This window comes from Actinokineospora iranica (genome assembly GCF_900101685.1).
Taxonomy (GTDB): domain Bacteria; phylum Actinomycetota; class Actinomycetes; order Mycobacteriales; family Pseudonocardiaceae; genus Actinokineospora; species Actinokineospora iranica.
Genome location: NZ_FMZZ01000020.1, coordinates 20,092 through 34,217 on the forward strand (window position 1 = coordinate 20,092; position 14,126 = coordinate 34,217).

Annotated in this window: 13 protein-coding genes and 1 tRNA gene; 8 read left to right on the forward strand and 6 right to left on the reverse strand. The window is 70.5% G+C overall.

Annotation, left to right across the window (positions count from 1 at the left end):
• Positions 1–36: 36 nt before the first annotated feature.
• Genes BLS56_RS27665 through BLS56_RS27675 form a run of 3 tightly spaced genes read left to right on the forward strand, consistent with a single transcriptional unit; the run spans position 37 to position 2,454 of the window.
• Complete coding sequence (locus BLS56_RS27665) at positions 37–285, forward strand: hypothetical protein (RefSeq protein ID WP_091456813.1); 249 nt, start codon at positions 37–39, stop codon at positions 283–285.
• A gap of 46 nt (positions 286–331) precedes the next feature.
• Positions 332–1,336 carry an ArsA-related P-loop ATPase gene (locus BLS56_RS27670; RefSeq protein WP_091456816.1) on the forward strand — a complete coding sequence of 335 codons (1,005 nt, stop codon included), beginning with the start codon at positions 332–334 and terminating at the stop codon, positions 1,334–1,336.
• Between the two features lie 2 nt (positions 1,337–1,338).
• Positions 1,339–2,454: an ArsA family ATPase gene (locus tag BLS56_RS27675; RefSeq protein WP_175483078.1), complete on the forward strand. Its 1,116-nt coding sequence runs from the start codon at positions 1,339–1,341 to the stop codon at positions 2,452–2,454.
• A gap of 50 nt (positions 2,455–2,504) precedes the next feature.
• Here the strand turns inward: BLS56_RS27675 and BLS56_RS27680 are convergent, their stop codons facing one another.
• Positions 2,505–2,816: a WhiB family transcriptional regulator gene (locus BLS56_RS27680; RefSeq protein WP_091456819.1), complete on the reverse strand. Its 312-nt coding sequence runs from the start codon at positions 2,814–2,816 to the stop codon at positions 2,505–2,507.
• 247 nt (positions 2,817–3,063) lie between these two features.
• Here BLS56_RS27680 and BLS56_RS33210 point away from each other — a divergent pair, with 247 nt between their 5' ends.
• Positions 3,064–5,607, forward strand: a complete 2,544-nt coding sequence (locus BLS56_RS33210) for a penicillin-binding protein (protein ID WP_091456975.1) — start codon at positions 3,064–3,066, stop codon at positions 5,605–5,607.
• Positions 5,608–6,225: 618 nt separating this feature from the next.
• On the opposite strand, the gene BLS56_RS27690 is transcribed toward BLS56_RS33210, so the two are convergent.
• A complete protein-coding gene (locus BLS56_RS27690; RefSeq protein WP_091456821.1) occupies positions 6,226–6,696 on the reverse strand; it encodes a GatB/YqeY domain-containing protein in 471 nt (156 codons plus the stop codon).
• A 69-nt stretch (positions 6,697–6,765) separates the two neighbouring features.
• Here BLS56_RS27690 and BLS56_RS27695 point away from each other — a divergent pair, with 69 nt between their 5' ends.
• Entirely contained in the window at positions 6,766–7,731 is a 966-nt protein-coding gene (locus BLS56_RS27695; protein ID WP_091456823.1) for a metallophosphoesterase, read from the forward strand.
• Between the two features lie 18 nt (positions 7,732–7,749).
• Positions 7,750–7,823: transfer RNA gene (locus tag BLS56_RS27700), tRNA-Pro, on the forward strand.
• A gap of 530 nt (positions 7,824–8,353) precedes the next feature.
• Here BLS56_RS27700 and BLS56_RS27705 read toward each other — a convergent pair.
• The 3 genes from BLS56_RS27705 to BLS56_RS27715 all read right to left on the reverse strand — a co-directional run bounded on the left by BLS56_RS27705 (position 8,354) and on the right by BLS56_RS27715 (position 10,055).
• Positions 8,354–8,980, reverse strand: a complete 627-nt coding sequence (locus BLS56_RS27705; protein ID WP_091456826.1) for a hypothetical protein — start codon at positions 8,978–8,980, stop codon at positions 8,354–8,356.
• Between the two features lie 165 nt (positions 8,981–9,145).
• Complete coding sequence (locus BLS56_RS27710) at positions 9,146–9,355, reverse strand: ferredoxin (protein WP_091456829.1); 210 nt, start codon at positions 9,353–9,355, stop codon at positions 9,146–9,148.
• A 43-nt stretch (positions 9,356–9,398) separates the two neighbouring features.
• Entirely contained in the window at positions 9,399–10,055 is a 657-nt protein-coding gene (locus BLS56_RS27715; RefSeq protein ID WP_091456832.1) for a hypothetical protein, read from the reverse strand.
• Positions 10,056–10,134: 79 nt separating this feature from the next.
• Between BLS56_RS27715 and BLS56_RS27720 the strand changes: the two genes are divergently transcribed.
• Entirely contained in the window at positions 10,135–11,976 is a 1,842-nt protein-coding gene (locus BLS56_RS27720; protein ID WP_091456835.1) for a S9 family peptidase, read from the forward strand.
• A 79-nt stretch (positions 11,977–12,055) separates the two neighbouring features.
• Here the strand turns inward: BLS56_RS27720 and BLS56_RS27725 are convergent, their stop codons facing one another.
• Positions 12,056–12,613 carry an NADPH-dependent FMN reductase gene (locus tag BLS56_RS27725; RefSeq protein WP_091456838.1) on the reverse strand — a complete coding sequence of 186 codons (558 nt, stop codon included), beginning with the start codon at positions 12,611–12,613 and terminating at the stop codon, positions 12,056–12,058.
• Positions 12,614–12,754: 141 nt separating this feature from the next.
• Between BLS56_RS27725 and BLS56_RS27730 the strand changes: the two genes are divergently transcribed.
• Positions 12,755–13,810 carry an alpha/beta hydrolase gene (locus BLS56_RS27730; RefSeq protein ID WP_091456977.1) on the forward strand — a complete coding sequence of 352 codons (1,056 nt, stop codon included), beginning with the start codon at positions 12,755–12,757 and terminating at the stop codon, positions 13,808–13,810.
• Positions 13,811–14,126 lie beyond the last annotated feature (316 nt).

A 14,126-nucleotide genomic window follows, 5' to 3' on the forward strand; every position in this document is an offset into this window, starting at 1 on the left:
GCCACTGACCGGCGCGCCGGTGGGTACGGTGGCGAAGTGGAGACCTGGCGACTGATCGCGACCGCCCTGCTGGCCGCGGGCGGGCTGCTCCTGGTGCTGGTCACGATGGCCAAGGTGCGGGACCGGGTGTCCTCGGGCGGGCCGGTCGCGGTCGCCGGGGCGATCGCGTTCACGATCCTGGTGCTGCTGTGCCTGCTGACCGTGACCGTGCTGCCCGCGACGGTGGCGTGGGGCGCGGTGGTGGTCGTCGGCGCGACGGCCTCGGTGATGTTGCTCGCTGGCTGAGCCGGTCGGGCGGCGTGCGCGGCGACGGGGCATTTACGCTGAAAGGGTGACCACCCCCGTCGTCGGTTGGACCGAGGAGATAGCCCGCGCGCGGCTGCATGTGGTGACCGGCAAAGGGGGCACGGGCAAGTCGACCGTCGCGGGGGCGCTCGCGCTGGCGCTGGCCACCGGCGGCAGGCGGGTCCTGCTGATCGAGGTCGAGGGCAGGCAGGGCATCGCGCAGCTTTTCGACACCCAGCCGCTGCCGTACTCCGAGGAGAAGGTGGCCTCGACCCCGGGTGGCGGCGAGGTCCGGGCGCTGCACATCGACGTCGAGGCGGCGCTGTTGGAGTACCTGGCGATGTTCTACAACCTGGGTTTCGCGGGCCGCACGCTGCGCAAGATGGGCGCGATCGAGTTCGCCACGACCCTCGCGCCCGGCCTGCGCGACGTGCTGCTCACCGGCAAGATCAAGGAGTGCGTCACGCGCACTGACGGCGCCGGTAGGCACGCCTACGACGCGGTAGTGGTCGACGCGCCGCCGACCGGGCGGGTCGTGAAGTTCCTCGACGTCACCAAGGCCATGGCGGACCTGGCGAAGGTCGGGCCGATCAAGGGGCAGAGCGACGGCGTGGTGCGGCTGCTGCACTCCGGTGACACCGCCGTGCACCTGGTGACCCTGCTCGAAGAGATGCCGGTCCGCGAGACCATGGACGCTGTCGGCGAACTGGATGGCGCCGACCTGCGGCCGGGCGCGATCCTGCTGAACCGGGTCCGCCCGCCCCGGCTGCCCGCGCGGTCGGTCACCCCGGCCGCCGACGGCCGGGTCGACGCCACCCGGGTCCGCGACGGGCTGGCCGCGGCGGGGCTCGCGCTCTCCGCCGACGACGTGGACGGACTGGTCGAGGAGACCGTCGAGCACGCTGTCCGCGTGCAGGCGGAGCGACGGGCCCGGGAGCAGCTCGCCGAGGTGGACCTGCCCGCCGTCGAACTGCCCGACCTGGTCGACGGCATCGACATCGGCGCGCTCTACGAGCTCGCCGAGTGCCTGGTGGACCAGGGGGTCCGGTAACCGTGCTTGACGTAGACGCGCTGATCGATGACCCCGAGACCCACGTGGTGGTGTGCTGCGGCTCCGGCGGGGTCGGCAAGACGACGACCGCCGCCGCTATCGCGCTGCGCGCCGCCGAGCGCGGACGCAAGACGGTGGTGCTGACCATCGACCCGGCCCGCAGGCTCGCGCAGGCCCTCGGCCTGGCGGAACTGGGCAACACGCCCCGGCAGATCACCGTGCCCGGGTTCGAGCCCAAGGGCGAGCTGAGCGCGATGATGCTCGACATGCGCCGCACGTTCGACGACATGGTGCTGGCGCACGCGGGTGAGAAACGCGCCCAGGAGGTGCTGGCCAACCCGTTCTACAAGACGATCTCGTCGTCGTTCTCCGGCACGCAGGAGTACATGGCGATGGAGAAGCTGGGGCAGCTCGCCGCCGAGGGCGCCTGGGACCTGATCGTGGTCGACACGCCGCCGTCGCGGTCGGCGCTAGACTTCCTCGACGCGCCGCAGCGGCTGTCCACCGCCCTGGACGGGCGCATGATCAAGCTGCTGACCGGCCCTGCGCGGGCGGGCAGCTGGGGCATCCGCAAGGTGGTGAGCGCGGGGTTCGGGCTGTTCGCCAAGGCCGTGTCGACCATCGTCGGCGGGCAGCTGCTCAGCGACGCGTCGGCGTTCGTGCAGGCCTTCGACGGCATGTTCGGCGGGTTCCGCGAGCGCGCCCGCAAGACCTACGAGCTGCTGCGCTCCAGCGGCACGGCGTTCGTCGTGGTCGCCGCGCCGGAGCCGGACGCGCTGCGCGAGGCGAGCTACTTCGTGGAGCGGCTCGACGCCGAGGCCATGCCGCTTGCCGGGCTCGTGGTCAACCGCACGCACCCCGTCCTGGCGAAGCTGTCCGCGGCGAAGGCCCTCACCGCCGCGGACAACCTCGACGCCAAGGGCGACGCGCCGCTGGCAGCGGCGGTGCTGCGGCTGCACGCCGACCGGGTCGCGCTGGCCCAGCGGGAGCGCAGGCTGATCACCCGGTTCACCAAGGCCCACCCGGGGGTGTCGCTGGCGCATGTGCCCGCCATGGCCGCCGACGTGCACGACCTCGACGGCCTCCGGCAGATCGGCGACCGCCTGGCCGGGACATGACGACTACCCGCTGCGGCCGGAGCCGCGGCGGGTAACCGTCCAACAAGCTCTTAGCCGACTCGGACGTCTTCGTCGTCGTAGCTGTGCCTGCGGCGGGCGTCGTCGAGGAGCTCACGCCAGGAAACCACTTCCGGCCTGCGGCGCAGCAGCGCCCGACGCTCCCGCTCGGTCATCCCGCCCCACACACCGAACTCGATGCGGTTGTCCAGGGCCTCAGCCAGACACTCCGTGCGCACTGGGCACGCGATGCAGACCATCTTGGCCTTGCGCTGCTCGGCTCCCCGGACGAAGAGCCCGTCGGGGTCCTCGTCGCGGCACGTCGCCCGCACACGCCAGTCGGCCTTCTGCTTTTCGAGATGCATATCCCCCACCCCTGTCGTCGTCGCGACCCAGAACCCGATACCCCCCGGTATCGAGTGCCTCCGAGCCCCACCGCGTGACCGGTGGCGCTGTTCGGCGCTGTCGTGAGACGTTGACGGACTTTAGTCGGTCACGGTTCCATAGAGAACACCGGGATAGGCACCCGTTACAGAATGTCAACGCACCGCGCCGGGGGATAGCGGCGGCGCTCGGCGGTGAACGGACCCGGTCACGCGTACGCTGGTGCACGTGCGTGTGGGAGACAGCCTGCTGAAACTACTCGGTCTCTGCCTGCTCGCCGGCGTGCTCGTCGCCGGTATGCTGTTCCCGATCGTGGGAGCGTTGGGGGTCGTGTCCAACCGGGCAAGTGACACGATCGACAGTGTCTCGGCCGACCTTGTGGCGACCCCGCCGCCGCTGATCACGACGATCACCGACAGCGCGGGCACCCCGATCGCGTCCCTGTTCGACCAGTACCGGATTCCGGTCGCCCCCGAGCAGATCTCGGCGACGATGAAGGCAGCGCTGGTCTCGATCGAGGACCGCCGGTTCTACGAGCACCACGGCGTGGACTGGAAGGGGACCATCCGCGCCGCGATCTCCAACCAGTCCGGCGGCGACGTGCAGGGCGCCTCAACGCTGACCCAGCAGTACGTCAAGAACTACCTGATCAACGTGGTCAACCGGGACAACAAGACCGAGCAGTCCCGCGCCCAGGAGCAGACCATCGCCCGCAAGCTGCGCGAGGCGCGGATCGCGATCCAGCTAGAGCAGAAGATGGGCAAGGAAGAGATCCTCGCCGGGTACCTCAACGTGGTCGAGTTCGCCTACGAGGTCTACGGCATCGGGGCGGCGGCGAGCGCGTACTTCGGCACCACGCCGGACAAGCTCACCGTCGCGCAGTCGGCGCTGCTCGCGGGCGCGGTGAACAACCCCGTGCTCTACAACCCGTGGCGCAAGCCGACGGAGACGCTGCAGCGGCGCAACGTCGTCATCGACAAGATGGTCGAGAACCAGAAGCTCTCACCGGACTTCGCGGAGGCGGCCAAGAGGGAGCCGTTGGGCGTGCTTCCCTCGCCTAAGAAGCCCGCGGCCAACTGCGTCGGAGCGGGCCCCGAGTACGGGTTCTACTGCCAGTACGTGTTCGAGTACCTGGAGAAGGTCGGGTTCACCGAGGACCAGATCAAGACCGGCGGCTACACCATCAAGACCAGCTTCGACGCCCGCGCCACCCAGCTCGCCAAGGCCGCAGCCGAGGCCGAGGTGCCCAAGCGGCAGCCCGGCATCGCGAACACCATGGCCATCGTCGCCCCCGGCAAGGAGCGCCACCAGGTCCTCGCGCTGGTCGCCAACCGCGACTACGGCCTCGACGCCGCCGCGGGCCAGACCACCTACGGCCTGCCGAGCCGGATCGCGAACAAGTTCGGCGCGGGCTCCATCTTCAAGATCTTCACTTCGGCCGCCTACCTGGAAAAGGGCGGCGGCATCATGAACCAGGTCGACGTGCCCGGCTCGTACACCTCGAACGTGTTCGTCGGCGGCGGTGACTCCTGCCCGCCCACCCCCAGGGGCGACGACTACAACACGCGGACCTACTGCGTGAAGAACGCGAACAACAACTACCCGCCGAAGATGACGCTGCAAGACGCGTTGGCGACCTCCCCGAACACCGCGTTCGTGATCCTCGAAGAGCGCGTCGGGATGGGCCCGGTCGTCGACATGGCGAGCAGGCTCGGCCTCCGCGACACCATGTCCGCCAGCCTCGCCGGGGTCGACCCGAACCCCGAGCGCAAGGAAGAGCAGTACAACCGCAGCCAGGCCGACTACTTCAAGCCGACGGACAAGAGCCCCGGCAAGGCCTCGTTCACCCTCGGCCCCGGCCCGGTGAGCACCCTGGAGTTGGCTAACGTCGGCGCCACCATCATGAGCGGTGGCGTCTGGTGCCCACCGACGCCGCTGATCGAAATCCTTGATCGCAACGGCAAGAAGATCGAGGTCAACGAGCAGCCGTGCGAGCAGGCCGTCGCCGAGCCGCTGGCCAACACGCTGGCGATCGGCCTGTCCAAGGACGAGACCACCGGCACCGCGCGGGCCGCCGCCCAGGCCGTCGGCTGGAACCGGCCGATGATCGGCAAGACCGGCACCACGCAGGAGTACAAGTCCGCGGGCTTCCTCGGCGCCACCCCGCAGTACGCGGCGGCGGTGCTGACCTTCAACGACAGCCCCAAACCCCAGGGCATCTGCGACACCGACCCGCCCCGCCTCTGCGGCAGCGGCGGCAACATCTACGGCGGCAAGGTCCCCGCCCGCACCTGGTTTCAGACGATGTCGAAACTCCTGGAGGGCCAACCCCCGCTACCGCTGCCGCCACCCGACCCGCGCTACCTCGACGGCGGCCCGGAGATCAAGGTCCCGGACGTCATCGGCAAGAGCCAGGAAGAGGCGACCAGCATTCTGCAGCAGGCGGGCTACCAGGTCGTCGCCAAGGACCGCAACGACGCCCGGCAGAAGGGCACCGTCGTCGGACAGTCCCCGCGCGGCGCCGCCCTGGCAGGCGAGACCATCACCATCCAGGTGAGCACCGGCTACGTGCCACCCCCGCGCACCTCGGACGCCCCACCCCCGGCCAGCGAGTCGGCCCCACCACCAAGCGACGGCGGCGGCGGTGACAACGGCGGCGGCACCCCGCCAGCGGAAGACGAGAACCCCGGCAACGGGAACGGCAACGGCAACCCCGGCGGCACCTTCCCAGGCGGCGGCCCACCGATCACGATCGGCCCCATCCGCCCCTGACGGCCACCAGCGGCACGAAAGAAAAGGCTGGGCAGCGACCTGTCGCTGCCCAGCCTTTCCGCTGTCCGCCTGTTCTCCGAAACCCATCGGAGGACCGGCAAATAACCACGGCCACACAATGGGAGCGCCTGCGCCGCTCGCCACCGACGACACTGCCCACCCACCAACCCGCCACCCGCACCCGAAGACGCCAGGTGCCCCCGATGGCGTGGAGCGGCAAACCCGCCTTCCTGCGAGCCGAGCCCGAAGCTGCCAGGCACTCGTCAGGTGAAGCGGCGAACCCGCCCCCCTGCCAGCCGGGCCCGAAGCCGCCAAGTGCCCGATGGGTGGAGCGGCGAACCCGCCCACCCGCCGACGAAACCTGCCCCTGCCAGGTGCTCGACCGGAGCAGGACAACGAACCCACCCTCCTGCCAGGCCGAACCCGCCCCTGCCAGGTGCTCGATGGGGTGGAGTGGTTTCTTCGGGGGTGAAGGAAGATCGCCAAGCTGGCTCCGCACGTGTGCGGCCGAAGGCTTCCCACCCGTCTTTCACACGGCGATCTTCCTTCGTAGGGGCCCCGAGGAAACCACTCCACCCCATCGAGCAAACCCCACGAAAGCCCCGACGAGCCAAGCACTCAGCCGATGAGCTTGGCCTTGACCGCAGCGGCGACCCGGCCACCCTCGGCGCGCCCCGCGACCTTGGCGTTCGCTGCCTTCATGACCTGCCCCATCTGGCGAGGCCCGGGAGCGGCACCCAACTCGTCGGTGACTTCAGCCACAGCCTCATCCACCAGGGCCGCGAGCTCGTCGTCAGACAACTGCTGAGGCAGGTACTCCGCGAGGACCTCGGCCTCGTCCAACTCCAGCTGCGACTGCTCCGCGCGGCCCGCGCCCGCGAACGCCGCAGCGGCCTCTTTGCGCTTCTTGACCTCGCGGGTGAGGATCTTGAGGACCTCGTCGTCGGTGAGTTCCCTGGCCTCGGTGCCCGCGACCTCTTCCGTCGTCACCGCGGCGAGAGCCATGCGCAGTGTCGCGAGCCGGGTCTTCTCCCGGTTCTTCAGCGCGGCGGTGAGGTCCGCCTGCAACCGGTCCTTGAGCTGAGCCATGAGAAGAACCCTACTGACTCCGCAAACGGAGTTTCGGCGTCGGCCACGCCGCCCCGTACGCTCAGGGGTGTGAGTGACGCAGCCAGGACCCTCAGTCGCATCGCACTCGGCACGACCGCGGTCGGCGCCGCCACCCTCGCCTACGCGGCGGGCATTGAACGCAGGCACTGGACCCTGCGGCAGGCCACGCTGCCGGTGCTCGCGGAAGGGGCGCGGCCGCTGCGGGTGCTGCACATCTCCGACCTGCACATGCTGCCGGGGCAGAAGTCCAAGCAGCGCTGGGTCGCCGCCCTGGACGAGCTCAACCCCGACCTCGTCGTCAACACCGGCGACAACCTCGCGCACAAGCAGGCCGTGCCCGCCGTGGTGCGCGCCCTCGGGCCGCTGCTCAACCGGCCGGGCGTGTTCGTCTTCGGCAGCAACGACTACTACGCGCCCCGGTTCAAGAACCCGGCGCGGTACCTGTTCCCGTCCGACAAGCGCATCCACGGCATCCCGTTGCCCTGGCGGGACCTGCGCGCCGCCATGGTCGAACGCGGCTGGATCGACCTGACCCACACCCGCACCCTGTTCACCGTCGACGGCCGCACCATCGCCGCCGCGGGCGTCGACGACCCGCACCTCAAGCGCGACCGCTACGACGAGATCGCGGGCAAACCCGACCGCCAGGCCACCCTCCGCCTCGGCGTCACCCACTCCCCCGAACCCCGCGTCCTCGACCGCTTCGCCGACGACGGCTACGACCTGATCATGGCCGGACACACCCACGGCGGCCAGCTCCGCATCCCCGGCTACGGCGCCATCGTCACCAACTGCGAACTCGACCGCTCCCGCGCCCGCGGCTCCTCCCGCTGGGGCGCCCACACCTGGCTGCACGTCTCCGCCGGACTGGGCACCTCCCCGTTCGCCCCGGTCCGCTTCGCCTGCCCCCCCGAAGCCAGCCTCCTGACCCTCGTACCCCGCACGACCAGCAACGACCCAGCCCAAGAAGGCGCCAAGGGGGCCCGATTCGGAGCCGGAGCACGCGTCCGATAGACTTCCCTCGTTCCACACCGGGGTGTGGCGCAGTTTGGTAGCGTGCTTCGTTCGGGACGAAGAGGTCGCAGGTTCAAATCCTGTCACCCCGACGATCGACTGGGCGACGCATGTCCGCGGAAAGCGCGGACTGCGTCGCCCGTTGTCGTATCTGGGGGGCGACCCCCCAGACCCCCACGGTGCGGTCGGTCCTGAACCAGCGTGGGTCTGTTCGCTGTGGCTCGGTCGCTTGGCCGGTTGCCGGACCAGCCGTGCCCCAGGTCCGTAGCGCGATGAGTTCCTCCGGGCACCTGCCAGGCCGCACCCAACGCTGCCAGCCACTCGATGGGCGGGAGCGGCAAAGCGGCAAATCCGCCCCACCTGCCAGGCGGCACCGACGCCCGCCCAGTGCTCGATGGGGTGGAGTGGTTTCTTTGGGGGTGAAGGAAGATCCCTAAACTCGCCGTGGTCGTGTGGCCGAAGGCTCCCCACCCGTCTTTCCCACGACGGGATCTTCCTTCGTAGGGGCCCCAAAGAAACCACTCCACCCCATCGAGCCAACCCCACGACAGCCAGCCACCCCATCGAGCAGACCCCCACAGCCACGCGCCCGCGGAAGCCCCATCGAGCCAAGGGCGTGCGCTCAGCTCCTGAGCCAGCCATGCCAGTGGCTGGTGTAGGCGGAGGCTTCCGCGGTCAGCCAGGCGTCGAGGGTGGTGGTGTTGGTGTTTTTGGGGAGGCGGTGCTCTTTGGCTCGGCGGACGTCTACAACCAACGGGGTCGCGCCGGGGATGAGGTCGGACATGCGGATTTGGAGTAGGCGGAGGGCGGCGTTGGCGGCGTCTCGGGGGAGGGGTGCTTCCTTGAGGTAGAGGAGGACCGCGTGGTGGGCGCCCTGGCGGGTGCGGATGCCCAGGTGAGGGGCTACCTCGACGTCGAGGTCGGCTACGCGGAGGGTGGTTGTCGCGGTGGGGATGGGGGTGGCCTTCGTTTGGCGCCACCAGTGGAGGAAGCCGGTGGTGACCTCGGCGAAGGCGCGGGCCTGGCCGGTCAGGTCGTCGGGGACGGGGATGGCGGTGAGGGCGGCTTCCGGGTCTTGGGCGGACACCGCTGTGTGGATCGCGGCCAGGATCGGGCGGTAGAAGAGGGTGGCGTTGTGCCCGGGAACGCGGGCGCGGTCGTGCTGGCTGGCGATGATCTCGGTGCGCCTGCGGCGGTCACCCGCGGCGTACTCGGCGAAGGACGCGGTGTTGATCGCGACGGTCTCCACTGTGTTTCCCCCTGTCTCCCTCGGGCGAAGTGCCTGGGGAAAGCCTACCGCCGGGGTATGACACAAATGTTCGACTGACCGGGTGTTCACGCAGGTCAAGTAGGCCGGCTCGCGTGCTTGCGGCACGCGAGCCGGAGAGGTGTGCCGGTGGTCAGGGTGCCGCGGTCACTCGAGGAGGTCGCGGCCGTCCTCGGTCACCGAGATGGCCAAGGCGGGGCAGGACTCGGCGGCGTCGAGCACGTTCTCGTCCGGGTCGATGTCGGTGGCCCGGACCGTGGCGGCGGTGCCGTTCAGCTCGAAGTGGTCGGGCGCGGTGGCCACGCAGACGCCGGAGGCCATGCAGCGGCCGGCGTCCACTCCCAGTTTCCATGTCACCCCACCACCGTAAGGGCATCCGGCGGCCCGCGTCAGGTCTTGGTCACCCGGGAATCTCTTCGAACGTCGACACGATCTGGCGCAGCGCGGGCTCGGCCGACTCGCGGCGCTCCGCGAGCGTCCAGCTGATCACCTGGTAGTAGCCGTTCTCGCCGTTGACCAGGGTGTACCAGAACAGGGCGTCGACGCCGGTGATCTTGGTCGTGACCTCGTAGCGGACCGCGGGGTGGCCACCGACGGTGAGCTCTTCGCCCTGGTCGACCGTGGCGTAGTCGGGCATGGCGGCCATCGAGTCGATGGCGGTCTCCTCGAAATCGGCGAAGTCCGCGAAGCCCGCCTTCTCGTCGGTGATCACCATGACGTAGCGCTCCTGGTAGATCTGCCCGTAGGTGAGCACCGAGGCTTCGCCGCGATACTCCGGGGGCAGCTCTTTCCACTGCGTGGGCAGGGTGAGCCTGCTGCGGCCGTCGCGGGCGGTGACGACCGAGGTGCCCTGGTCGACGTCGGCGGCCGGGGCGCCGCTCGGGCCGGTGGTGGTGGCCACGACCAGCCAGGTGACCGCCGCGAGCAGGACCGCGGCCAGCGCCGACAGCCCAACCCACAACCGGGTGGACTTGGGCGGTGGCGGCGGGACGGGAGCCAAGAACCGCTGCGGCGGCGCGAACTGGCCAGGCCACGGCCCCCGAGAGTCTTCCGACATCGCGACACCGCCCCCAGGTCGGGTCCGCCCGCTCGATCAGCGGGCGACGCCAGTCTATCGGCCTGGCAGGATCGAGGGTGTGACGAATCATCCTGTCGCCGAGGTACCCGACCGCCTGTTCGCCGACGACGAGGCCGAGACACGGTGGCGGGCGCGTTTCCACGCCGCCCGGGTGTCGCTGCCGAGCTGGGCGCTGGAGGCGCCCGACCGCAACGTCTACGTCTCCAACGCCAGCGGGGTGTGGGAGGTCTACGCCTGGGACCGGGCGACCGACACCCACCGGCAGGTCACCGACCGCCCCAACGGCACCCTGCACGCGACCGTGTCCCCCGACGGGGAGCACATCTGGTGGTTCGCCGACACCGACGGCGACGAGTTCGGCTCCTGGGTGCGCGAGCCGTTCGCGGGTCTGCCCGCCGGCGCCGCCGCGAGCCCCGCCGTGCCCGGCACGAAGAGCGGCTACCCGGCCGGTCTGGAGATCGGCGACACCGTGCGCGCGGTCGGCGTCGCCGACGACGACGGCACCACGATCTTCCTCGCCCGCGGCTCGGCCGACGCCGAGGTGATCTACCAGAACGAGCACGACGGCGGCGTGTCCGCGCTGTCGCGCGACGAGCGGCTGCTGGCCATCGCGCACTCCGAGCACGGCGACAACCGGCACCCCGCGCTGCGCGTGCTGTCGGTCGCCGACGGGTCGACCGTCGCCGAGAAGTGGGACGGGCCGGGCAAGGGGCTCGACGCGATCGAGTTCAGCCCGGTCGCGGGCGACGCGCGGCTGCTGGTGCTGCACGAGCGCCGGGGCCGCGAGGAACTGCTGATCTGGGACGTCGCCGCCGACACCGAGCGGGAGATCACCCTCGACCTGCCCGGCGAGGTGAGCGCGAACTGGTACACCGACGGGCGCGCGCTACTGGTCGCGCACACCCACGAGGCGCGCAACACCTTGCACCGCTACGACATCGCCACCGGCGAACTGACCACTTTGGACACCCCGGCGGGCACCATCGGCTCGGCGCACGCCCGCCCCGACGGCACCGTCGAGTACTCCTGGTCGAGCGCCGCCGAACCGGCCGTGGTGCGCGCCCTCTACGACGACGGCACCGAACGGGTCCTGCTGACCCCGCCCGGCGAGCGCGCGCCGGGCTCCGCGCCGCTGACCGACACGTTCGTCGAGACCGAACACGGCCGGGTGCACGCGCTCGTCGCCCGACCGGTGGACGCGCCGGACGGCCCGCTGCCGACCGTGTTCAGCCTGCACGGCGGCCCGCACGCCGCGGACGAGGACCGGTTCTCCGCGTACCGGGCGCTGTGGCTCGACGCCGGATTCGCCGTGGTCCACGTGAACTACCGCGGCTCCACCGGCTACGGCTCCGCCTGGCGCGACGCCATCGAGGGACGACCGGGCCTGACCGAACTCGCCGACGTCCGCGCGGTGCACACCTGGGCGGTCGAGTCCGGCCTGGCCGACCCGCAGCGCTGCGTGGTCAACGGCGCGTCCTGGGGCGGCTACCTGAGCCTGCTCGCCCTGGGCACCCAACCCGACCTGTGGGCGGCGGGCGTCGCGGGCGTCCCGGTGGCGGACTACCTGGCCGCGTACGAGGACGAGATGGAGCCGCTGCGCGCGTTCGACCGCGCCCTCTTCGGCGGCTCCCCCACCGAAGTCGGCGACCGGTACGTCGAATGCTCCCCGATCACGTATGTGGACGAGGTGCGCGCCCCCGTGCTGGTCCTCGCGGGCGAGAACGACCCCCGCTGCCCCATCCGCCAAATCGACAACTACCTCGACCGCCTCGCCGAACGCGGCATCCCGTACGAGATGTACCGGTACGACGCGGGACACGGGTCGCTGGTGGTGGCGGAGACGATCAAGCAATCGCTGATCGAGGTCTACTTCGCGCTGCGGGCCCTCAAACTGCGGTAAGCGAAGGGAGGCCACTTCCATCACGGAGGTGGCCTCCCAGTACCCCGGGATCTGGGCAGCTCAAGGCGAACCCGCAGGATCAAGGGCGGTTCAGGGCGAACTCGACCACCTGAGCGCCGATGGTGCGCAACGTCGTGGCGACGGCGGGGTCCGATGAGTCGCCGGTGGCGTCGAAGGTCGCCTCCACCGAGTTGACGGCCGCGCCGAGCGGGGTCGGCCAGCCGCGCAGGGCGTGGACGACCGAGCGGAGGGCGGTGAGGGTGGTGACCGAGGCCTGCCAACCCGCAGCGGTGGCGATGCAGCCGACGGCGCGGCCGTCGAGGTACGGGCGGGTGTCGCCGCGGAGGTCTTCCACGTAGTCGAGGGCGTTCTTGACCAGGCCGGACACCGTGCCGTGGTAGCCGGGTGAGACCAGGATGACGCCGTCGGCGGCGCGGAGTTCCTCGACCAGGCGGCGGGCCTCGGGTGAGCGGTCGGGGACCGCCGGGTCGTAGAACGGCAGCACGAGGTCCGCGCCGGACAACGCCGTCGTCTTCGCGCCCGCCGCGGCGGCGCCCGCCAGGGCGATGCGCAGGGCGCGCTCCGACTGCGAGTCCGCGCGAAGCGACCCGCCGATTCCCACCACGGTGACCGTCACCTGGCCATCCTTCCATCGGTTCCCCGCACCGTACGACCTCCACCGCGCCGGAGGTCTCGCACCTGTGAGGCGGGTTACCGAAACTGCTACTAGCAAGTAACATCGCGGCGGGGCTACCAAGGAGGCAGCGTGTCGAAGTTGATGGAGCGGGTTCCGATCCAGGTCCAGGCCGCCTTCGTCCGCGCGGTGTTCGCGCTGCCGCGGCCGCTGCGTCGGCTCATCGCGGGCCAGCCGACCCGCATCGACGGGCAGGAACTCGCCCTCGACGCGCAGTTGCTCCTCACCCTGGACAAGATGGCAGGTCACTCGTTCGTGGACCGCACCCCCGAACGGTCGCGGGCCATGCTGGACCGCTCACGACACCTGGTCAGCGGCGTCCCGATCGAGCCGGTGACCGTGCGCGGCCTCACCCTCGACGACGACATCCCGGCCCGGTTCTACACCCCGGCCGAAGTGGGCGAAGACGCCCCGCTGCTGGTCTTCTACCACGGCGGCGGATGGGTGTTGGGCACCCTCGACAGCCACGACAACACCTGCCGTTTCCTGGCCAAGCACGCCAAGGTGAAGGTGCTCTCCGTCGACTACCGCTTAGCCCCCGAACACCCATTCCCGGCCGCCGCGGAGGACGCCTACTCCGCGTTCCGCTACGCCGTGGCGCACGCCCCGGAACTCGGCGTGAACCCTGACCTGATAGCCGTCGGCGGCGACTCCGCGGGCGGCAACCTGGCCGCGGTCACCGCGTACCAGGCGGTCCGCGCGGGCGGCCCCCGCCCGGCGTTCCAACTCCTGTTCTACCCCGGCACCGACGCCACCGCCCGCCGCCGCTCCCGCGACCTCTTCGCCGACGGCTTCTTCCTCACCAGCGAGAACATCGACTGGTTCACCAACCACTACTGCCCCGACACCGAACGCCGCGCGGACCCCCTGTTCTCCGTCCTCCGCGCCGACGACCTCACCGGAATGCCCCCCGCCTACATCGCCACCGGCGGCTTCGACCCGCTACGCGACGAAGGCGAAGAATTCGCCCACAAACTCGCGGCGGCAGGCGTCCCCGTTGCCCTGAGCAGGCACCCCGACCTGATCCACGGCTACGTCAACTTCATCGGCATCGGCACCCGCTTCCGCGAAGCCACCGCCGAAGCAGCGGGCGCCCTCCGAACCGGACTTGCGATGAGCACCCCAGCCCGCACACCCTGACCGGGTCCTGGGCAAGCCTTCCGAGCCACCCCCACACTCGGCCTTCATCGCGCCCCAGGGCGCCATGATCGCAAGTTATCCACAGCCGCAGCGCGCTCTCTTCCCCCCGCTGACCTGCGCCGATAGACTGGAGCAGGGCCCGGCCCCCAGGGCGGGTGGGGTTTGTTGTGGGGGCTGTGGGGCGGCGAAAAGGCCGAAATAGGGCCGTTGTGGACGTGGTTGGGGCGGTCGGTCGAGTGCCTTTGCGCACTTGGCAGACCCTGGCCTGCCAAGTGCCCGACATGAACGGGACAGCGAACCCCGCCGTCCTGCCAAC